This window comes from Mesorhizobium sp. B2-4-7 (assembly GCF_006442685.1).
Taxonomy (GTDB): Bacteria; Pseudomonadota; Alphaproteobacteria; order Rhizobiales; family Rhizobiaceae; genus Mesorhizobium.
This window is the reverse complement of record NZ_VFVH01000003.1, coordinates 360,435-381,521: the sequence shown is the minus strand read 5'-3', so window position 1 is coordinate 381,521 and position 21,087 is coordinate 360,435. Positions and strand designations below refer to the sequence as shown.

The following is a 21,087-nucleotide window of genomic DNA, read 5'->3' as shown; positions in this document are numbered from 1 at the left end:
TGGCGTTTTCGAGAACCGGAGCGAGCGTACTTTTTGGGTACGGGAGCACCGGAAGCGCAGAAAACGCCTTATGGCCGCAGCAGTAGAGTTTCCAAACGGGCTCAGCGGGGCAGGACGCTCGAACCCATCAATGCCTCGTCGATCGAACGCGCCGCCTGCCGACCCTCGCGGATCGCCCAGACCACCAGCGACTGGCCGCGGCGCACGTCACCCGCGGCATAGAGCCTGTCGACGCTGGTCCGGTAGTCGCGGTCATTGGCCTCGACATTGCGGGAGCGTCGGCTGTCGGTGACGATCTTCATATCCCCTTCGAGCTCCGACACCACGCCGGCCATGGCCGGCCCGGCAAAGCCGATGGCGATGAAGGCGAGATCGGCGCGGATGACGAACTCGGTGCCGACGATCGGTCGGCGCTTATCGTCGACCTCGCAGCATTTGACACCGGTCAGCTGGCCTTCCTCGCCGATGAATTCGAGTGTCGCCACCTGGAATTCGCGCTCGGCGCCCTCGGCCTGCGAGGAGGAGGTGCGCATCTTGGTCGCCCAGTAGGGCCAGACGGCGAGCTTGTCTTCCTTCTCCGGCGGCTGCGGACGGATGTCGAGCTGCGTGACGCGCACGGCGCCTTGGCGGAAGGCGGTGCCGACGCAGTCGGAAGCGGTATCGCCGCCGCCGACGACGACGACATGCTGGCCGCTGGCGATGATCGGGTGCGACGGCCACGCCACCGACTGGATCGGCTCGCCGCCGACACGCCGGTTCTGCTGCACGAGATAGGGCATCGCGTCATAGACGCCGCCGAGATCGTCGCCGGGGATATTGGCCGCGCGCGGGGTCTCGGATCCGCCGCAATAGAGCACCGCGTCATGCTCGGCGAGCAGTTCGGCCACGGGCTTGTCGATGCCGACATTGACGCCGCAATGGAAGGTCACGCCTTCGCCCTGCATCTGCTCGATGCGACGATCGATATAGTGCTTCTCGATCTTGAAGTCCGGAATGCCGTAGCGCATCAGCCCGCCTGGCCGGCTTTCGCGCTCGTAGACATGGACATCATGGCCGGCGCGGCCGAGCTGCTGGGCGGCGGCCATGCCGGCCGGGCCGGAGCCGATGACGGCGACGCGCTTGCCCGTCTTCCTCTCCGGCGGATAGGGCCTGATATGGCCGGTCTCGTAGGCCTTGTCGGCGATCGCCTGCTCGACCGTCTTGATGGCCACCGGAATGTCCTCGAGGTTCAGCGTGCAGGCTTCCTCGCAAGGCGCGGGGCAGATGCGGCCGGTGAATTCGGGGAAATTGTTGGTCGAATGCAGGTTGCGGATCGCATTGTCCCAGTCCCTGTTATAGACGAGGTCGTTCCAGTCCGGGATCTGGTTGTGGATCGGGCAGCCGGTCGGCCCGTGACAGAACGGGATGCCGCAGTCCATGCAGCGCGCGGCCTGTTTCTCGACCTCCTTGTCCGACATCGGCAGCGTAAACTCGCGGAAATGCCGGATGCGGTCGGAGGCCGGCTGATACTTGTGCACCTGCCGGTCGATCTCGAGAAAGCCTGTTACCTTGCCCATAGTCCAGTTCCTGCTGTCCAGATGGTGCGGTTTTCGCCGCACCCGTTAACCTCTTCAGGCAGCCGTGGCAACCTTCCGCGAGAGGTCAAATTATCAGTGACATGGAGCCGGGAAGCCTGGGCTTCCCGGCCTTTGCGAAGATCTATTCGGCCGCCACGCTCATGCGCATGCGTTCCATCTCGATCAGCGCGCGGCGGTATTCGACCGGCATGATCTTGCGGAATTTCGGCCGGAACGCCGCCCAATTGTCGAGGATCTCGCGGCCGCGCACCGAACCCGTATAGTGCACGTGGTTCGAGATCAGCTGATAGAGCCGCTCCTCGTCATGGCTGGTCATGTCACCCGAGACGTCGACGCGGCCCTTGTGGTCGAGGTCGCCGCCATGATGCAGCAGCTTTTCCATCAGGTCGTCTTCTTCCGGCACCGGCTCCAGCTCGACCATGGCCATGTTGCAGCGCTCGGCGAAATCGCCCGCCTCGTCCAGCACATAGGCAACGCCGCCCGACATGCCGGCGGCGAAGTTGCGGCCGGTCTTGCCGATGACGACGACGATGCCGCCGGTCATGTATTCGCAGCCATGGTCGCCGACGCCCTCGACGACGGTGACGACGCCCGAGTTGCGCACCGCGAAGCGCTCGCCGGCGACACCGGCGAAATAGGCCTCGCCTTCGGTAGCGCCATAGAGCACCGTGTTGCCGACGATGATGGACTCGGCCGCGACGATCTTGGCTTCATCCGGCGGCCGGATGACGATGCGGCCGCCCGACAGGCCCTTGCCGACATAGTCGTTGCCGGCGCCGACCAGCTCGAAGGAGATGCCGCGCGCCAGGAAGGCGCCGAAGGACTGGCCGGCGGTGCCGGTCAGCTTCACCTGGATCGTATCCTCGCGCAGGCCCTTGTGCCTGAAGCGCTTGGCCACCTCGCCCGACAGCATGGCGCCCGCCGAACGATCGACATTGCGGATGTCGACCTCGATCTTGACCGGCTGCTTGGCCTCCAGTGCCGGCTTGGCCAGCTCGATCAGCTTGCGGTCGAGCACGTCGTCGATCGGGTGCTTCTGCCGCTCGGTCCAGTGCACCGCCTCATGTGGCGCATCGGGCTTGTAGAACATCCTCGAGAAGTCGAGCCCGCGCGCCTTCCAATGCTGGATCACGTCGCGCTTTTCCAGGAGATCGGCGTCGCCGATGATCTGGTCGATATGGGTGAAGCCCATTTCGGCAAGCAGTCCGCGCACCTCTTCAGCGACATAGAAGAAGAAGTTGATGACGTGCTCGGGCGTGCCCTTGAAGCGCTTGCGCAGCACCGGATCCTGCGTCGCCACGCCGACCGGGCAGGTGTTGAGATGGCATTTGCGCATCATGATGCAGCCGGCCGCGATCAGCGGCGCGGTCGAGAAGCCGAACTCGTCGGCGCCGAGCAGCGCGCCGATGATGACGTCGCGGCCTGTGCGCAATCCGCCATCGACCTGCAGCGCCACGCGCGACCTGAGACCGTTGAGCACCAGCGTCTGGTGCGTCTCGGCAAGGCCCATCTCCCACGGGCTGCCGGCATGCTTGAGCGATGTCAGCGGCGAGGCACCCGTGCCGCCATCGTAACCCGAGATGGTGATGTGGTCGGCGCGCGCCTTGGCGACGCCCGCCGCGACCGTGCCGACCCCGACCTCCGACACCAGCTTGACCGAAATGTCGGCCGCCGGGTTGACGTTCTTCAGATCGTAGATCAGCTGCGCCAGATCCTCGATCGAATAGATGTCGTGATGCGGCGGCGGCGAGATCAGGCCGACGCCGGGCGTCGAGTGCCGGACCTTGGCGATGGTGGCGTCGACCTTGTGGCCGGGCAACTGGCCGCCCTCGCCGGGCTTGGCGCCTTGCGCCACCTTGATCTGCATGACGTCGGAGTTGACGAGATATTCGGCCGTCACGCCGAACCGTCCGGAAGCGATCTGCTTGATCGCCGAACGTTCGGGGTTCTTGCCGCCGCCGGGCAGCGGCAGATAGCGGTCTGCCTCTTCGCCGCCCTCGCCAGTGTTCGACTTGCCGCCGATGGCGTTCATGGCGCGCGCCAGCGTCGTATGCGCTTCCCTGGAGATCGAGCCGAACGACATCGCGCCGGTCGAGAAACGCTTGACTATCTCGGCCGCCGGCATGACGTCGTCGAGACGGACCTTCTTGCGGCCGGTATCTTCCGCCAGCTTGATCTTGAACAGGCCACGAATGGTCTGCGCGCGCGCCGTCTCGCTGTCGATCTGCGCGGAATACTCCTTGAAGGTCTCCCAGGACCCCTGGCGCACGGCGTGCTGCAAGGTGGCGACCGCGTCGGGCGACCACATATGCGCCTCGCCACGCATGCGGAACAGGTATTCGCCGCCCACATCCAGGCTGTTGCGCAGCACCGGATCGTTGCCGAAACCATCCGTATGACGCCTGAACGTCTCCTCGGCGATCTCGTCCAGCCCGACGCCTTCGATCAGCGTGGCGGTGCCGGTGAAATACTTCTCCACGAAATCGGTCTTCAGCCCGATCGCGTCGAAGATCTGCGCGCCACAATAGGACTGGTAGGTCGAGATGCCCATCTTCGACATCACCTTGAGGATGCCCTTGCCGATCGACTTGATGTAGCGCGACACGACTTCGTAGGCGTCGACCTCTTCCGGCAATTCGCCGCGCTTGTGCATGTCGAGCAGCGTGTCGAAGGCGAGATAGGGATTGATCGCTTCGGCGCCGTAGCCGGCAAGACAGCAGAAATGATGCACTTCGCGCGGCTCGCCGGATTCCACGACGAGCCCGACCGAAGTACGCAGCCCCTTGCGGATCAGATGATGATGCACCGCGGCCGTGGCCAGAAGCGCGGGAATGGCGATGCGGTCCGGCCCGAGCTGGCGGTCGGACAGGATGATGATGTTGTAGCCGCCGGCGACCGCCGCTTCCGCCCGCTCGCACAGCCGATCGATGGCGCCCTGCATGCCGGCCGCGCCCTCGATCGAGGCATAGGTGATGTCGATCGTCTTGGTGTCGAACCGATCCTCGGTGTGGCCGATGGAGCGGATCTTTTCGAGATCGCCATTGGTCAGGATCGGCTGGCGCACTTCCAGCCGCTTGCGGCGCGAACTGCCGACCAGGTCGAAAATGTTGGGCCGCGGGCCGATGAAGGACACCAGGCTCATCACCAGTTCCTCGCGGATCGGATCGATCGGCGGATTGGTGACCTGGGCGAAGTTCTGCTTGAAATAGGTGTAGAGCAGCTTCGATCTGTCCGACATTGCCGAGATCGGCGTGTCGGTGCCCATCGAACCGACGGCTTCCTGGCCTGTGGTGGCCATCGGCGACATCAAGAGCTTGGTGTCTTCCTGGGTGTAGCCGAACGCCTGCTGGCGGTCGAGCAGGCTGACATCCTTGCGCAGCGCGCGCGGCTCGACCGGCTTCAGGTCCTCCAGGATGAGCTGCGTATTGGCGAGCCAGGTCTTGTAGGGATGCCTGGTGGCGATCTCCGACTTGATCTCCTCGTCGGAAACGATGCGGCCCTTGGCAAGATCGATCAAGAGCATGCGGCCGGGCTGCAGCCGCCACTTCTGGACGATCTTTTCCTCCGGCACAGGCAGCGCGCCGGCCTCCGACGCCATGATGACCCGGTCGTCGTCGGTGACGATGTAGCGCGCTGGCCGCAAGCCGTTGCGGTCGAGCGTGGCGCCGATCTGGCGCCCGTCGGTGAAGGCGACCGCGGCGGGCCCGTCCCACGGCTCCATCAGCGCCGCGTGGTATTCGTAGAAGGCCTTGCGGTCGGCGTCCATGAGCTTGTTGCCGGCCCAGGCTTCCGGGATCAGCATCATCATGGCGTGGCTGAGGCTGTATCCGCCCTGGAACAGGAACTCGAGCGCATTGTCGAAACATGCGGTGTCGGACTGGCCCTCATAGGAGATCGGCCAGAGCTTGGAGATGTTGTTGCCGAACAGCTCCGAATCCACCGACGCCTGGCGCGCCGCCATCCAGTTGTTGTTGCCGCGCACGGTGTTGATCTCGCCATTGTGCGCGACCATGCGATAGGGATGCGCCAGCTTCCACGAGGGGAAGGTGTTGGTGGAGAAGCGCTGGTGGACCAGGATCAGCGCCGTTTCGAAGCGCGGATCGGACAGGTCCTTGTAATAGGCTCCGACCTGATAGGCCAGGAACATGCCCTTGTAGACGATGGTGCGCGCCGACAGCGACACGCAGTAGGCGCCGATGTCCTTGTTGTCGTTCTCGGCGTAGATGCGGCCCGATATGACCTTGCGCAGCAGATAGAGCCTGGCCTCGTACTCCTCGTCGTCGGGAATGTCGGCCGTGCGGCCGATGAAGACCTGCCGGTGGAACGGCTCGGATGCCACGATATCCGGAGCCTTGGAAAGCGACGAATTGTCGACCGGCACGTCACGGAAGCCGAGCAGCGGCAGCCCCTCGGACTGCGCCGATTCGGCAATGATGTCCTCGACATGGGCGCGCAGCGCAGCATCCTGCGGCATGAACCAATGGCCGACGCCATACTGCCCCGCCGGCGGCAGCTCGACGCCCTGCGCGGCCATCTCCTCGCGGAAGAAGCCGTCGGGAATCTGCACCAGCACGCCCGCGCCGTCGCCCATCAGCGGATCGGCGCCGACGGCGCCGCGATGCGTCAGGTTTTCGAGCATGGAAAGCCCGTCCTCGACGATCGTGTGCGACTTCGCGCCCTTCATGTTGACGATGAAGCCGACACCGCAGGCATCGTGCTCGTTGCGCGGATCATAAAGGCCCTGGGCGGTCAAACCGGTGCGGCGGGTATTGGCCAGGGTTTTGACGGCTGCCGCTTTCGTCTGCGCGGCCTTGCCGTTCGTCGCAGCGTGCGTCAATTCCGTCATCGTCCTGTCCTCCATTCCGCGTCCTTGCGGGCGCTGGTTTGCCTCGGGAAGCGCATTGCTTCCCCTTCATCCTTACGGCACGTCTTGCGAAATCCTTGCCGAACCATGCGGCTCGCCGCGCGGTTCGCATCCGGTATCGTACAGGCCAGAGCACGGCCGTCCACCTGTCGCTCGCGGCAAAAGCCGGAGAGGCTTAGAATACGCCAATCCAGCCTGTTTTGCGCGACAAAATAAGACAGCACTACTGTCCTAAATTTTTATGGCAGAAAAGCCGGGCGCATACAAGACCGATTCACAAAAAACTTCCGCGTTCCGCGACACAAAGTTTCGTGAAATACCCGCTAAACGCAAGCTTCGGTCCCTGTCGGTTTTCGGCAGCTCGCTGGCTTTACCCGTTTTCTGGCGTCTGGCCCTTGCGAGCCAGCCATGAAACCGGTCAAGGTTGCAGCGATTTTCCCAGCACAGGCAGATGCATGTTCTTCGCTTCCGACAATTGGGCAGGCGCCCACCCCAACATCGCCTCCGGCCTCTCGGCCCACGCCGGCGGCTTTTCCACTGCCTATGGCGATGGCGCGCTCGACCAGGCCGTCTGCCAGCGCTTCAGCGAAATCTTCGAACGCGAGGTTGCGGTGTTCTTCGTGGCCACCGGCACCGCCGCCAATTCGCTGGCGCTGACCGCCTACAACAAGCCCGGCGGCATTTCCTTCGCTCATCGCGAATCGCATGTCATCGAAGATGAGTGCGGCGCACCGGAATATTTCTCCGGCGGCTCGCGGCTGCATGCCGTCGATGGCGCGCTGGGCCGGATCGATCCGCACAATCTGGAAACGGCGATCGGCCGTTTCGCCGGCGAGGTGGTCCATTGGGGCCGGCCGATGGCGGTCTCGATCACCCAGTCGACGGAGGTCGGCACGGTCTACGGCCTGCATGACATCGCCGCGATCTCGGCCATCGCGCGGCAACATTCCGTGCCATTGCATATGGACGGCGCCCGCTTTGCCAATGCACTGGTCGCGCTCGACACGACGCCCGCCGAAATGACCTGGAAAAGTGGCGTCGACATACTGTCTTTCGGCGGCACCAAGAACGGCTGCTGGTGCGCCGAGGCGATCGTGCTGTTCGATCTCGAGCGTGCCCGGGAATTGGCCTTCCTGCGCAAGCGCGCCGCCCAGCTGTTTTCCAAATCGCGCTTTATCGCGGCACAGTTCGAGGCTTATTTCCGCGACGGCCTGTGGCTCGACACCGCCAGGCACGCCAATGCCATGGCTGCCCGCCTTGCCGCGGCGATCGAGGATTCCGAGACGGCGAAACTGGCTTGGCTGCCGCAAGCGAACGAGGTTTTCGCGGTGATGAAAAAGGCTGAAGCCGACAGGCTGCAGGCGGCGGGTGCTGTTTTCTACGACTGGCACAAGCCGCATGGCTTCGAAGGCCATATCGGCGAGGACGAATTGCTCTATCGCTTCGTCACCAGTTTTGCGACGACGTCAGAGGAAGTCGACCGCTTTGGCCATTTGATCGCCGGGTAATTGCTGTTCCCGGCAAATAAAAAAGAAGCGGCGCCTTTCGGCGCCGCTTCCGTCTCGGGAGGAGACTTAGGGATTACGCAGCGGTCTTGGCCTCGATCTGCTTGGCCTTGGCCGGAGCCGACGTGATCGCGATCTTGCGCGGCTTCAGTTCCTCGGGGATGTTGCGCTTCAGGTCGACAAAGAGCAGGCCGTTCTTCAGCGTGGCGCCCACGACCTCGACGTGGTCGGCAAGCTGGAAGCGGCGCTCGAAGGCCCTGGAGGCAATGCCGCGATAGAGCAGTTCGGAACCCTCGCCGGTGCCCTCATCCTTGCGCTCGCCTTTCACGGTCAGCACATTGCGGTGGGCCTCGATCGAGATCTCCTCGTCCGAGAAGCCGGCGACAGCCATCGAGATGCGGTAGGCATCCTCACCGGTGCGCTCGATATTGTAGGGCGGATAGGTCTGCGCGCCATCGGGCTGCGCAAGGGAATCAAGCATGGTGAAGAGACGGTCGAAGCCGACGGTCGAGCGATAGAGCGGGGAAAAATCAACGTGACGCATGGTGTGTTCTCCTGTTGAGCAACAAGGTTTGCGTTTGGCCGGTGCGAAACCCGTGAGCGGCGTTCCGGTTTGACCAGCGGCCCCGACATTGGCGGCCGCAATCCACATTTGGGGAGCGGGCAAAGCCATTTCAAGATTTTGCCTCCCGGCAAAAATCGAGGATGAACGGCAGATGAACCGGCGCTTTTGCGCGCGTTCAGACAGCCGCCGCTAGACTGCTCTCGACATCAAGGACAAGCGGCGCCGGATTTGCATGGACCGGGCGCCGCGACGAGGCCGAACCGGGTGCAACGTCCCTTCCTCCCGGATCGACAGGGGCCGGAAGCGCGCTCATAGCGGCTTCCGGCCTTCCCTGTTGCCGATCCGACGCTCCCGGAATTCCTTTGCTTTTGGCCCATGGACGGCTATCAACCTTGGCGAGGCCGGCCACGACAGGCAGGCATGCGAGACGCCGAGCACGAAGCGCCGAATGACGGATCTCCCTTTTCACGAAACTCCCCTTTTTCATGAAACTGAGGGCAACCCGCGACCGGAAAACGCCACCGGCGGCTTTTTCACCGCACGCGACGGCAAGAAGATACGCTATGGCCTGTTCGCCGCGGTCGCCCGCCCGATGAAGGGCACCGTGGTGCTGCTGTCCGGCCGCAACGAGTGCATCGAGAAATATTTCGAAACCATTCGCGATCTTGCGGCGCGCGGTTTTGGCGTCGCCACGCTTGACTGGCGCGGCCAAGGCGACTCCGACCGGCTGATCCGCGATCGCCAGCGCGGCTATATCAGGTCCTTCCGCGACCACACGGCCGACCTTGAACAGTTCTTCGAGGAGATCGTGCTGCCGGACTGCCGCGGGCCGTACTACATCCTTGCCCATTCGGCCGGCGCCGTGATCACGCTGCTTGCTTCGCCCTCCATGGTCAACCGCGTGCGGCGCATGGTGCTGATCGCGCCGTTCTTCACCTTGCCCGACCTGCCCGTCTCGATCCGGACGGTCCGCCGCGTCTGTTCGCTGTTTTGTGCCCTGGGCCTTGGCCGGCTTTACGCCGCCTGGGGGCCGCGGCCGAAGGTTACCGCTCCCTTCGACACCAACAAGGTAACGACGGATCCGGAACGCTACCGCCGCAACACCAAGATCTACGAGGATCACCCGCAACTGGCGCTTGGCGGCCCGACGATCCGCTGGCTGAGAGCGGCTGCCGAAGCCGCGGAAGCGGTAAGCGATCCCGAATTCATGGCCCGCATCCGGGTCCCCCTGCTGGTCATCGCCGCCGGTGCCGATCAGGTCGTCTCGACCAAGGCCGTGGAAGCCTATGCCAGGCGTCTGCGCCTCGGCTCGCTGCTCATGATCGACGGCGCGCGTCACGAGATCCTGCAGGAGGCCGACATCTACCGCGAGCAATTCCTCGCCGCCTTCGACGCTTTCATTCCCGGCAGCGACGACCCGACGGCCTGAGGGCGCGTATTGCCGAGCCGGCGCCGGTTCCGGCTCATGCTTGGCGAAAACTCCATGATCCGGTTGGTCCCCAGGTCGCTCGCTATCCGCTGACAACGCCCGTTCCCAGCGCCCGCGTCTTGCGCGATCAATGTCGGACGATGATCGCGCCGACGCCTCGGCAATTCTAACGGCTACGCCTGCCTCCTGCTCAACCGGAGGCAACTTGACGCCAGTTCCCGTTCGGGGCCCGAGCGCTAGTTACCGTCCGCAGAGGTCAGTCGACGGATCGGGAGGAGCGGCCATGAACGCATCGGACACGCTGCCACGCCAGGGGCATCGCCTGCTGCAGCTCGGCATCGCCCTCCTGCTGTTTTCGTCAGTCGAAGGGTTCGCCATCCCATACCTCGCCGCACCGCGGCTCGGATTGTCGGTTCACACGCTCGGTGCCTTGCAAGGCGTCCTGCTGCTGGTTTTGGGTCTCGTCTGGTCCAGGCTCAATCTCGGCGTCGCGATGTCGCGGATTGCGTTCTGGTTCCTGATCTATTCAGCCTTGGCCATCCTGGCAGCCTATGTGATGGCCAGCCTCTGGGGAGCCGGCAACGAGACGATGCCGCTGGCGGCAGGAGCCGCGCATGGAAGCGCCTTTCAGGAGTACGCGATCAAAGCCATCGCCTATTCGTCCGCGCCGACCGGCCTCATCGCTTTCGCGCTCATTCTATGGGGCCTGCGTCTCTCGGACGCCTAAAGCGCATCGCGGCGAAACGGATGCTCAGCCGCGCAGGGCCGCCATCGCCGCCGCATGGAGTTCGGGCGTCGCCGCCGCCAATATGTCGCCGCCATTCTCGGCCGGCCCGCCGTCGAAGGTAGTGACCACGCCGCCCGCCTTCTCGATGATGGGGATCAGCGCCACGATGTCATAGGGCTTCAGTCCGGGATCGGCGACGATGTCGACGCTTCCCGCGGCGACCATGGCGAAGGCGTAGCAGTCGGTGCCATAGCGAGCGAGTTGTACCTGCTTCTCGAACTGGTCGTAGCGCAGGCGTGCCTCGCCCTGGAACAGCGCCGGCGTCGTGGTGAACAGCGTTGCTTCAGCAAGGCTCGTCGTCTTGCGTGTGACCAGTTTGCGCGGCCCGCCCGGCCCCTCATAATGGGAGCCGGAGGCGTTGGCGTAGAAGAGCTCGCCGGTGAAGGGCTGCGACATCAATCCGGCAACGGCATCGCCCTCCACCGTCAATCCGACCAGCGTCCCCCACACCGGCAGGCCGGAGATGAAAGCGCGCGTGCCGTCGATCGGATCGATTACCCAGACATGCCTGCTGGAAATATTCTCGCTTCCGTGTTCCTCGCCGAGAATGCCATGGTCCGGATATTGCGCCGATATCAGCGCCCGGATGGCGCGCTCGGCTTCGCGATCGGCTTCGGTGACCGGATCGAAGCTGCCCTTTTCCTTGTTGGCGACCGCGCCCTGGCTGCGGAAGCGCGGCAAGGTTTCCGCCGCCGCCGCTTGCGCGATGCGGCGCATGAAATCGATGCTGATGTCCAACTGATTCTCCCGCATTGCAGCATGGCCGAGCCCACGTGTGCCGCCAGTTCCGCGCCAAGACAAGGGTGTTCCAGGATTTTTCGCCGCGCCGACTGTTGCCAGAATAACACGCCGGCGCCACCGAAGCGCAATTTCCACATCACTCTGAATTAAAAAAGCCGGTAGGTCGCTTGACATTTGTGCAGCGCACCATACCCTTGATCTCGGACAGGGTTTCCTGTCCATGCCCTCCTTGGGCGTTTCCTCCCTAGACTTCGACCGTATCGTGCGAACGATGCGGTCTTTTTTTCGCCGCCAGTTCCAATCCCCGCCAATCCCGATCCATGTCGCCCAGAACTATGCGGCGGTTGTGGATGGCGCCATCAATGAAACCGGGCTCTGTTCACTCCGCGGCCAGCGGCAGATCCATGAAATGGTGGTCGGGCATGGCCATCAGGTCGGCCGAAAATCGCGCCAGGTCGTCGGCCAGCGCATCGAAGCCCGCCGCTTTCTCGAATGTCCGCTCATTCATATAGAGCCCGCGATTGACCTCGATCTGCAGCGCATGGAGATGGCGCGCCGGGCGACCGTAGTGTTCGGTGATGAAGCCGCCGGCATAGGGCTTGTTGTGGGCGACGGTATAGCCCATGGCGTTGAGCAGGCCGATTGCGGTCTCGGTCAATGCCGCGGTGGCCGAGATGCCGAAGCGGTCACCGATGATGAAATCGGGCCGCAGGCCGTTGTCGCCGACGCGGATGCTCGCCGGCATCGAGTGACAGTCGATCAGCACGGCAAAGCCGAAACGCGCGTGGGTTCGCGTCAACAGCCGTTTCAGCGTCTCATGATAGGGTTTGTAGACCGCCTCGATGCGGGCGACCGCTTCGGCCAGCGGAAGGCGGCCGGAGTAGATGTCGAGGCCTTCACCGACCAGCTTCGGAACGGTGCCGAGCCCGCCGGCCACGCGCGCGGAACGGATGTTGCAGAAGGACGGCACCGGCTCGGCGAACATGCGCGGATCGAGTTCCCACGGCTCGCGGTTGACGTCGAGATAGGCACGCGGGAAATTTGCCGCGAGCATCGGCGCGCCAAGCGCCACCGCGCCGCCGAACAGCTCGTCGACATAGCAGTCCTCGGACCGGCGAATGGCGTTGCGGTCCAGCCTCGCCATGGCGAGGAAGCGCTCCGGATAATGTCGCCCGCTGTGGGGTGAGTTGAAGAGGAAGGGGACGCGCTGCTCGGCGCCCGACCGGATTTCGAAGGGGGGAACGACCGAAAAATCCTCGGCTGCCGTCTTCAATTTGAACGAACCCGAAAACACCAATGCATCATAGGATGAAAGTGCCACCTTGAGGGCCGCATGTCCAGCATTTCAGCGCCGGCACCGCCTTTCCGAATGCGGATTATGCTGCGCCTCGTTCACTTGATGTTTACCCTCGCCTCCTCATATACAGGATGGTTAACGGCCCTGCTTTTCGGCAGAGTTCGGGCGGGTGATTCGGACGGGATATCATGGCACGCATTCTTCTGGCGGAAGACGACGACGATATGCGTCGCTTCCTCGTCAAGGCGCTGGAGCGCGCCGGTTACCAGGTCAGCGACTTCGACAACGGCGCCAGTGCCTATGAGCGGCTGCGCGAGGAACCGTTCTCGCTGCTTTTGACCGATATCGTCATGCCGGAGATGGACGGCATCGAGCTGGCCCGCCGCGCCACCGAGATCGATCCCGACCTCAAGGTCATGTTCATCACCGGTTTCGCCGCCGTTGCGCTGAACCCGGATTCCAAGGCGCCGAAAGACGCCAAGGTGCTGTCGAAGCCGTTCCATCTGCGCGACCTCGTCAACGAGGTCGAGAAGATGCTGCAGGCGGCCTGAGCCGTTTTTGCCCAAGGCATCGGCGACTATCGGCCGGTGCGGCAAAACGGAGCCTTCTTTCCCCTTTCCTGCTATTGACGCGCCGGATCAAAAATGGTGTATGCGCGGCTTCGGATGGGCGTGTAGCTCAGCGGGAGAGCACTGCATTGACATTGCAGGGGTCACAGGTTCAATCCCTGTCACGCCCACCATCCTTTCAAAGACTTAGTCTCTTGTGCCGATTGGCACAGAACGGCACAAAACGCCCACTGAGCTCCTGAATGGTGCCCTTGAGTATTCCGATGCGGCCGATCCGTGACAGCTTGTGTGTTACGCCCGATATGGCGGGGTCAAGAAAAAAGCCGAACGGAACAACCAGCGCCGTGAGAAGTTAGCCGGCACGCTTCCCTCCGCCCTCCGTCGGCTCAATAGCCCCGTTTGCGCTCGCGGGGCGGGGTTTCTGCGTTTTGGGCATCTACCTCCAATTGCCGACCGAATCGCTCTTTCGGGTGACTTTCTTAAAGGAGTGAACTGTTCAAATCTGGAGTCTCTCTAAGCGGGAGGAACGGATGGGCAGCGATTTCGAGGCCGCACGACGACACCTGAAGCGCGCGCGTCAGTGCCTTCATGGCGATGATCACGTGAGCAGAGAAACGGTTGAGAGAATCGATGAAATGATCATAGCCCTGGCCGCGGAGGAGTGCTCTTCGTTTGGCTCCCTCTTCCCCTTCGGCCATCGAACGACGCGGAACTCTGAGGCCGCCTCGTCCAAGGCATAGCTCTACCTGCCGAAGGCAAACACTCGCGGTCCGTCGAGGCCCCGCTGGCTCCGTCCGGCCGGCTCTTCTGTAGACTTGATGAAAAGGCCGGAGCCAACAACCGCTCCGGCCCTGTTCCGTCGTCAGTCATTGCAGCTGTCGTCGGCCTTTGCCGCCGCGGTCTTGCCGCCATGCTGCTGCGCCTCGATATCCTGCTGCGATGTTGCGAGATTCTTGTCACCGCCGCCTTCCGCCCCCGCCAACGGCATTGTGCTGCCATCCTTGGCGGCCGGTTTGCCGGCACTATCCTTGGCCTTCGGAGTTTCCAAGGGCGCGTGGGTACCATCTTTCGAAATACCGGCTGTCTGTTGGGTGTCGGCGCCCGTGTTGGCAGCCGACTTGTCCGGACATGCCGCGATTGCAGAGCCCGCAGAAAACGACACCGCAAGCGCGATTACCAAAGCCATTTTCATCATGCTCGTCCTTCTGTTTGAGTGCCCTGCGGGTGAAACTAACGGCGCTTTTCTTTGTTCCGGGCCGGGCCGTATGTCGTCATCGACGCACCACAACCGGCACGTTGATGCCACGGCGACGGCGCCAGATACTCCACGGAAGCGTTCGCCGACTCCCTTGTTATGCGGCCGAAGGGATACTCACCAGGAGTGAATGATGGAACGTCTTCTTCTCGCTTCCGTCGTAATGATTCTTTCCGGCGGCCTTGCCCTGGCGCAATCGACCAATACGACGTCGAGCGGCTCCTCCTCCACGACGACAACGATGCCGACGGATCAGAACACGGACTCGACCACGACCAAGTCGACCAACTCCAACTCCGCCAAGGATTGCGCACCGGGCCAACAGACAGGCAGCGCCAAGGAGTCAGCTCCCGGTCAGCAGGATACCAGCGCCAAGTCCGCGGCCCCTGGCCAGATGGAAATGACGACGGAAGGTTGCTGACCGCATTGCCGCTGATGTCTCGACTCGCAACCTTGGCCTCCAGGTGCCTCGCGTCAGTTGGAACCACCTGCTGGGCTGATAGCCCGTCGGCTTCGGCCGGCGGGCGTCCAATGAATGCGGCTGTGGACTCGGTGACCCCCTACGCAAACGTGACCAAGTTCTCTGAAAAGTGACTGACGATTGTTCGCCTCGACGCGATAACGTTCCTCGACATCAGGAGGAACGCCTTGAAGCTCAATTCGCAGCAGAAGAAAACCGTCCTTGCCTCATTCCTGGGCTGGACGCTCGACGCTTTCGATTTCTTCCTTCTGACATTCCTGCTCACCGACATTGCGTCTGAATTCCAGACCGACGTCCCGGCGGTGTCAAAGGCGCTTTTCCTGACCCTTGCGACGCGCTTCATTGGCGCGTTCTTCTTCGGCACGTTGGCAGACAAATTCGGGCGCAAGCCCATCCTGATGCTCAACATCGTCAGTTATTCCGTGATCGGCGCTTTGGCCGCCTTCTCGCCCAATCTCGGCATATTCCTGGCGCTGCGCGCACTGTTCGGCATCGCCATGGGCGGCGAATGGGGACTTGGCTCCTCGCTTGCCATGGAATCCATCCCGCCCAGCGCCCGCGGCATGGTCTCGGGCATCCTGCAATGCGGCTATCCGGCCGGCTACCTCCTGGCGGCGGTCGTCTATGGCCTGCTCTATCACCAGACGATCGGCGGCTACACGATCGGCTGGCGCGCCATGTTCCTGCTCAGTTTCATCCCGGCCCTGATCGTCCTTTTCATCCGCTCGCATGTTCCGGAATCGCCGGCCTTCGTCGAGGCGCGGAAGACCGCGAGGCCCGGCATGCTGGAGACACTGCAAAAGCACTGGGGCGTCGCCCTCTATGCGGTCGTGCTGATGATGTTCTTCAACTTCTTCAGCCACGGCACGCAGGATCTCTACCCGACATTCCTGAAGAAGCAGCATGGTTTCGACCCGCACACGGTGAGCTGGATCACCATCGTCGCCAACATCGGCGCCATCGTCGGCGGTCTGGCGTTCGGGGCGCTGTCCGAGAAGATCGGCCGCGTCAATGCGATCACGCTCGCCTGCCTGATTGCCTTGCCGTCCATCCCGCTATGGGCCTACAGCTCGACGCCCTTCATGCTGGCCATCGGCGCCTTCGTCATGCAGGTCGCGGTCCAGGGCGCCTGGGGCGTCATTCCGGTGCACCTCAACGAGCTCTCGCCCGGCGCGGTGCGCGCGACCCTGCCCGGCTTCATCTACCAGGCCGGCAATCTCGCGGCCTCCTATGGCGGTCCCTATCAGGCGGGCATAGCCGAGGCTCCCGGAGGCAGCTATGGCTACGCGTTGGCGCTGTTCGCCGGCGTGGTCGCCGTCTGCATCATCATCGTCATCCGCTTCAGTCCGGAACGGCGCGGCCAGGTGATGACCGTGCTGGACCACGACGTCAGCCGAGTCTGAGCGCCACGACGCCGGCGACGATGCTGAGCGCGGCGGCGCCGCGCCAGCCTGTCATCTTCTCGCCGAGCGCGAACACCGAGATCACCATGGCGAACAGGATGGAGGTCTCGCGCAGCGATGCCACCGAGGCGATCGGCGCCTTGGTCATAGCCCACATGACGATCCAGTAGGCAGCGCCGCTGAGCACGCCGGTGAACAGCCCCGCTTTCCAGTCGCGCGCCAGCACCGGCAAGGCCCGCGGGCCACGGAAGATCAGGCACAGCACCAGCGCTCCAAGCGCATCGCACACGAACAGCCAGGCGGCATAGCTCTGCGCCGTGGCCGCCAGCCGCGCCCCGCTGCCGTCGGACAGTGTGTAGCTGGCGATGAAGATCGAGGTCCCCAGCGCAAAGCCCACCGCGCGCAGGTTCAATCGTTCCAGATGCGCGCCGCCGCGAAACGACATCACCAGCGTGCCGGCCGACAGCAAAAGAATACCCAGAATCGCGAGCGGCGCCGGCACTTCGGCGACCACGAACATACCGCCAAGCGCCGCCAGCAAGGGCGCGGTGCCGCGCGCCAGAGGATAGGTCTGGGCGAAGTCGCCGGCCTGGTAAGCGCCGATCAGGAAGGTCCGGTAGCCCATGTGGAAGACGACGGAGGCAATGATATAGAGCCAGACCTCCGCCCTCGGCACCTCGACGAAGGGAAGTGCGAAAAGCGCGGCAAATCCCATGCCAAGCGTCATCAGGGTGATCGACAGGAAGCGGTCGAGATGGACCTTGACCAGCGCATTCCAGATCGCGTGCATGGCGGCTGCGGCAAGCACCGCGAAGAAGACGAAAAGCGTCATTTGGGGCTCATCCGCCTCCGGGGCCGGCGGGCGTTTCGAGATCGATGTCGATCCTGACCGGAAAATGATCGGAAGCCACTTCGCCAATGTCCGAGCTGACCGAGCGCACACGACCGGCAAACAGGCCGCCGACGAAGCAATGATCGAGCCGGCGCTTTGCCAGCCTGCCGTCGATGATCTTCTCATGCGTGTGGAAGTCATCCGCCGGTTCAATCGCCACGGCAGCGGCATCGACGAACCCATCCAGATAGGCGGCACCGCGATGATAGGGCGTGCCGCCGACGATGCGGCGGTATTCGGCGCTGCCCGGCTCCATGTTGAAATCGCCCATCCAGATCGCCGCCAGCGGGTTCTCCGGCTCTGGCTCGCCATTGCTCCAATTGCGCGCCGGCTCGTCGTCGGCGCCGCTCCACGGCCCCCCATCGGAGGGCGCCCGGCGATGCTCGGCAAGCAGATAGTCGATCTGCTCGAGCCGTTCTTCAGCCGCGACATGGGCGAGATGCAATGAAAGCACCCGCACCGGACCCGCCGGCGTGCGGATCATGCATTCGAGCGCCGCGTTGCGGGTGTTGAGCGGCCGCAGTGTGCGGCGCATCGGCAGCGCATGCAGCCGCGACCAGACGATCGGCAGCTTCGACAGCACCATGGTGCCGAACTGCCGGCGCCGGTTGACGATGCGGCCGTCGCGCTGTTCGCTGGCGTCCATGTCGAAGGCCGGGCCGTAGACCCAGTGATAGTCCGGCAGCAGCCGCGAAAGCAGCTCTGGCTGGTCGTCGAAATTGCTGCGCTGCCAGTGCCGCTCGACCTCCTGCAAGGCGATGACATCGGCGCCGGCAACAATGCGCGCGGCGCGCGCCGGATCGTAGAGGCCGTCGCTGCCGAACCCGTATTGGATATTGTAGCTGACCAGCTTCATTGCTCATCCGGCTCAGTTTGGTGACGGCAGTACCGTTTCGACGGCGACCTTGCAATGGACCGCCGCGGCGGCCCGGCTGGGCCACGACGCAAAAGCCCCTCGCCTCGCCTAGGTCGTCAGCGGCTGGAACCGTCCCGCCGGGGAAGCCGCCAGCTCCGACCAGTCGATTTCTTCCTCCAGCCGGTGATAGGCCTCGTCACCGATCGTCCCGTTGCGGCGAAGTTCTTCCAGCGCGTCGCGCTGGCGCTTGATGGCATAGAGCCGCAGCCGGTCGTACTCGGTTGCTGCCTGGGCGTCGTCGGGGTTCTTGGCGACCTTGCGCTGTGCGGCATACTGCTCGCGCACCGCCGCCGCCGCGGTCGAGGTCTTGCCGCTCAATATGTCGAGGGCCGCCTGCATGATGGCGACACGGGCCTGCGCGACCTCGCGGTCTATGGTCTCGTCCGGTTCGAGACGAAGCAGGCGCAGCAACGGCTTCAGGCTCATGCCTTGCAGGACAAGCGTGCCCAGCACCACGCAAAAGGCGGTGAGCACGATCGGATCGCGGCCGGGGAAGTTCGCCGGCAATGCGAAGGCAGCCGCCAGCGTCACCAGGCCGCGCATGCCGCACCAGCCGATCAGCACCCCGCCGCGAAACGACGGCACCTCTTGCCGCTGCTCTGCATTGCCGAAGCGGGCAAGCCCTCGGATCACGGCGCCGCAGCCCAGCACCCAGGCAAGGCGGGAAACGATGACGACGGCCAGGATCGTCCCTGCAAACAGGAACGCCTCGGACTGTCCCTGCTCGGCCAGGCGACCGACGATCAGCCGCGCCTGCAAGCCCATCAGCACGAAAGCCAGCACGTTGAGCACGAACACCGCCGTCTCCCAGACGGAATAGGAGCTGACGCGCTTTCTGGCCGACATGCGCCGCGGTGCGGTGCGCGCGATAGTCATGGCATAGACGACGATGGTGATGATGGCCGAGAGCCCCAGCCTGTCAGCCAGGATCCAGACGCCGAACGTCCCGGCGAACTGCACGACGGTGCCGCTCGCCGCATCTTCGATGCGTCCAAGCATCGCCTGGGACAGGCGGCCGAGCAGATAGCCCGCGGCCAGGCTGCCGATGGTCGACAGCAGGACCATCGGAACGGCACTGCCCAAAAGAACGGGACCGGCGGCGGCAGTGATCGCGATGCGATAGATCAAAAGCGCGGTGGCGTCATTGAGCAGGCTTTCGCCCTGAAGGATGGCCGTGATGCGGTGCGGCACCTTGAACTGCCCGAGCACGGCGCTCGCGGCAACCGCGTCCGGCGGCGCCACGATGGCGCCAAGGGCTATGGCGGCAGCGATCGGCAGGCCGGCCATTTTCCAGCCGACCAGTGCCACGACGGCGGTCGTGAAAACGACCGCGCCAAGCGCCAGCAGCACAAGCGGCAGCCTGTAGCGGTTAAGATCGCGCAGCGATGTGTCGTAGGCCGCGTCGAGCAGCACCGGCGCAATGAACAGCGCAAGCGCCAGTTCCGGATCGATCTCGATCGTCGGCGCGCCGGGCAGGAAGCCAAGGCCGGCGCCCGCCAGCGCCAGCAAGGCGGGGTAAGGAACCTGCAGGCGCCGCGACAGCGCCGTCAGCGCAACGGCGATCAGCAGGAGGACAAGGGTGAGCTCAAATAGCGCCATGGCTCATCGTAGCGGCGAAGCGGAGCTCTTGGCAGTGGCAAAGCCGCAGGATGCTGTTGATTGTCCAAGAGGAGTGCATCGTCCGGCAACTGGACCGGTGACCGGATCGACAGGGCGCTTCGGCCGCGTCAGTGCAGCACCAGCAGGTCGCCCGACGAGAAGGAAATCTCCGCCTTCTCGCCAACGGCCGGCGGTGGCGTCGTCGAACTGTTGAACGTGTCGAGCGAAACGGTGTTGCCGCCGATGCCGACCCGGACCCGGATCACCGAGCCGAGAAAGTGCACTTCGGAAATCTCGCCGGACAGGCTTGAATCGCGACCGGGCTGGCGGCCGAGCGAAATGGCTTCCGGCCGCAGCGCCAATGACAGCGTATCGCCGGACTTCGAGCCGTTGAGCCTGCCCTTGAGCGAGACTTCCTCGGTGTTGACACGAACCTTGCCCGACGCCGCGTCGGTGACGGTGCCTTCCAGCACGTTCAGCGTGCCGACGAAATTGGCGACGAACTTGGTTGCCGGCCGGTTGTAGATCTCGAACGGCGTGCCGACCTGCTCGGCCTTGCCGCCATACATCACCGCGATGCGGTCGGAGATCGACAGCGCCTCTTCCTGGTCATGGGTGACGAAGATGGTGGTGATGCCGAGCTTCTTCTGGATCGAGCGGATTTCCTCGCGCAGCGAGACGCGCACCTTGGCATCAAGCGCCGACAGCGGCTCGTCGAGCAGCAAGAGCTTCGGCTTCGGTGCGATGGCGCGGGCCAGCGCGATGCGCTGCTGCTGGCCGCCCGAGAGCTGATAAGGATAGCGGTCGGCCATCTGCGGCAGCTTGATGATGCCCAGCATTTCGGCGACACGGGCATCGATATCCGCCCTGGACATGCCGGCGACTTTCAGTCCGAAGCCGATGTTCTGCGCCACGGTCAGGTTCGGGAACAGCGCATAGGCCTGGAACACCATGCCGACATTGCGCTGGTTCGGCTTCAACCTGGTGATGTCCTTGCTGCCGACGACGATCTTGCCGGCCGACGGCTCCTCGAAGCCGGCGACCATGCGCAGCACCGTCGTCTTGCCGCAGCCTGACGGGCCGAGGAATGAGACGAACTCGCCCGGTTCGACGTCGAGATTGAAATCCTCGACAACGGTGGTGGCGCCGAAGGATTTTCGCACATGCTGGATGGAGAGGAATGGCTCGGCCATGGCTTTTTCTTTCG

16 protein-coding genes and 1 tRNA gene are annotated in these 21,087 nt (G+C 63.8%); 7 read left to right on the top strand and 10 right to left on the bottom strand.

The features are described 5' to 3' along the window. Positions 1-101: 101 nt before the first annotated feature. Together FJ946_RS11975 and gltB are read right to left on the bottom strand one after the other, a co-directional pair. Positions 102-1,556 (bottom strand): glutamate synthase subunit beta, encoded by a 1,455-nt coding sequence (locus tag FJ946_RS11975; RefSeq protein ID WP_140496285.1) that lies wholly within the window; start codon positions 1,554-1,556, stop codon positions 102-104. A gap of 142 nt (positions 1,557-1,698) precedes the next feature. After that, entirely contained in the window at positions 1,699-6,423 is a 4,725-nt protein-coding gene (gene gltB, locus FJ946_RS11970; protein WP_140513687.1) for a glutamate synthase large subunit, read from the bottom strand. A gap of 473 nt (positions 6,424-6,896) precedes the next feature. On the opposite strand from gltB, the gene FJ946_RS11965 reads away from it, so the two are divergent. After that, positions 6,897-7,949, top strand: a complete 1,053-nt coding sequence (locus FJ946_RS11965) for a low specificity L-threonine aldolase (RefSeq protein WP_140566189.1) — start codon at positions 6,897-6,899, stop codon at positions 7,947-7,949. 73 nt (positions 7,950-8,022) lie between these two features. On the opposite strand, the gene FJ946_RS11960 is transcribed toward FJ946_RS11965, so the two are convergent. Next, complete coding sequence (locus FJ946_RS11960; RefSeq protein WP_140496288.1) at positions 8,023-8,490, bottom strand: Hsp20 family protein; 468 nt, start codon at positions 8,488-8,490, stop codon at positions 8,023-8,025. Between the two features lie 469 nt (positions 8,491-8,959). On the opposite strand from FJ946_RS11960, the gene FJ946_RS11955 reads away from it, so the two are divergent. Next, positions 8,960-9,940, top strand: coding sequence for an alpha/beta hydrolase (locus FJ946_RS11955; protein WP_140566186.1), 981 nt, complete (start codon positions 8,960-8,962; stop codon positions 9,938-9,940). Between the two features lie 283 nt (positions 9,941-10,223). Further along, positions 10,224-10,667, top strand: coding sequence for a hypothetical protein (locus tag FJ946_RS11950; protein ID WP_140560301.1), 444 nt, complete (start codon positions 10,224-10,226; stop codon positions 10,665-10,667). A 24-nt stretch (positions 10,668-10,691) separates the two neighbouring features. On the opposite strand, the gene hisN is transcribed toward FJ946_RS11950, so the two are convergent. Both hisN and FJ946_RS11940 read right to left on the bottom strand, forming a co-directional pair. Beyond that, positions 10,692-11,465, bottom strand: a complete 774-nt coding sequence (hisN, locus tag FJ946_RS11945) for a histidinol-phosphatase (RefSeq protein ID WP_140496291.1) — start codon at positions 11,463-11,465, stop codon at positions 10,692-10,694. Between the two features lie 382 nt (positions 11,466-11,847). Continuing rightward, complete coding sequence (locus tag FJ946_RS11940) at positions 11,848-12,789, bottom strand: N-formylglutamate amidohydrolase (protein WP_140556542.1); 942 nt, start codon at positions 12,787-12,789, stop codon at positions 11,848-11,850. Positions 12,790-12,953: 164 nt separating this feature from the next. Between FJ946_RS11940 and FJ946_RS11935 the strand changes: the two genes are divergently transcribed. Further along, positions 12,954-13,316, top strand: coding sequence for a response regulator (locus tag FJ946_RS11935; RefSeq protein WP_006199474.1), 363 nt, complete (start codon positions 12,954-12,956; stop codon positions 13,314-13,316). Between the two features lie 116 nt (positions 13,317-13,432). Continuing rightward, positions 13,433-13,507 (top strand) — tRNA-Val (locus FJ946_RS11930). 689 nt (positions 13,508-14,196) lie between these two features. Here FJ946_RS11930 and FJ946_RS11920 read toward each other — a convergent pair. Next, positions 14,197-14,529, bottom strand: coding sequence for a hypothetical protein (locus FJ946_RS11920; RefSeq protein WP_140496294.1), 333 nt, complete (start codon positions 14,527-14,529; stop codon positions 14,197-14,199). Positions 14,530-14,722: 193 nt separating this feature from the next. Here FJ946_RS11920 and FJ946_RS11915 point away from each other — a divergent pair, with 193 nt between their 5' ends. Both FJ946_RS11915 and FJ946_RS11910 read left to right on the top strand, forming a co-directional pair. Further along, the gene (locus FJ946_RS11915; RefSeq protein ID WP_140566183.1) at positions 14,723-15,010 is read left to right on the top strand and encodes a hypothetical protein; all 288 of its coding nucleotides are present in this window, start codon (positions 14,723-14,725) and stop codon (positions 15,008-15,010) included. A gap of 227 nt (positions 15,011-15,237) precedes the next feature. Then, complete coding sequence (locus tag FJ946_RS11910) at positions 15,238-16,473, top strand: MFS transporter (RefSeq protein WP_140513694.1); 1,236 nt, start codon at positions 15,238-15,240, stop codon at positions 16,471-16,473. Here the strand turns inward: FJ946_RS11910 and FJ946_RS11905 are convergent. The 4 genes from FJ946_RS11905 to FJ946_RS11890 all read right to left on the bottom strand — a co-directional run bounded on the left by FJ946_RS11905 (position 16,460) and on the right by FJ946_RS11890 (position 21,073). Continuing rightward, positions 16,460-17,305 (bottom strand): EamA family transporter, encoded by an 846-nt coding sequence (locus tag FJ946_RS11905; RefSeq protein ID WP_140496297.1) that lies wholly within the window; start codon positions 17,303-17,305, stop codon positions 16,460-16,462. The genes FJ946_RS11910 and FJ946_RS11905 overlap by 14 nt on opposite strands. A gap of 7 nt (positions 17,306-17,312) precedes the next feature. Further along, complete coding sequence (locus FJ946_RS11900) at positions 17,313-18,221, bottom strand: endonuclease/exonuclease/phosphatase family protein (protein WP_140496298.1); 909 nt, start codon at positions 18,219-18,221, stop codon at positions 17,313-17,315. 108 nt (positions 18,222-18,329) lie between these two features. After that, the gene (locus FJ946_RS11895; RefSeq protein ID WP_140496299.1) at positions 18,330-19,880 is read right to left on the bottom strand and encodes a sodium:proton antiporter; all 1,551 of its coding nucleotides are present in this window, start codon (positions 19,878-19,880) and stop codon (positions 18,330-18,332) included. 128 nt (positions 19,881-20,008) lie between these two features. Further along, positions 20,009-21,073, bottom strand: a complete 1,065-nt coding sequence (locus FJ946_RS11890) for an ABC transporter ATP-binding protein (protein ID WP_140496300.1) — start codon at positions 21,071-21,073, stop codon at positions 20,009-20,011. Between the last annotated feature and the right edge of the window lie 14 nt (positions 21,074-21,087).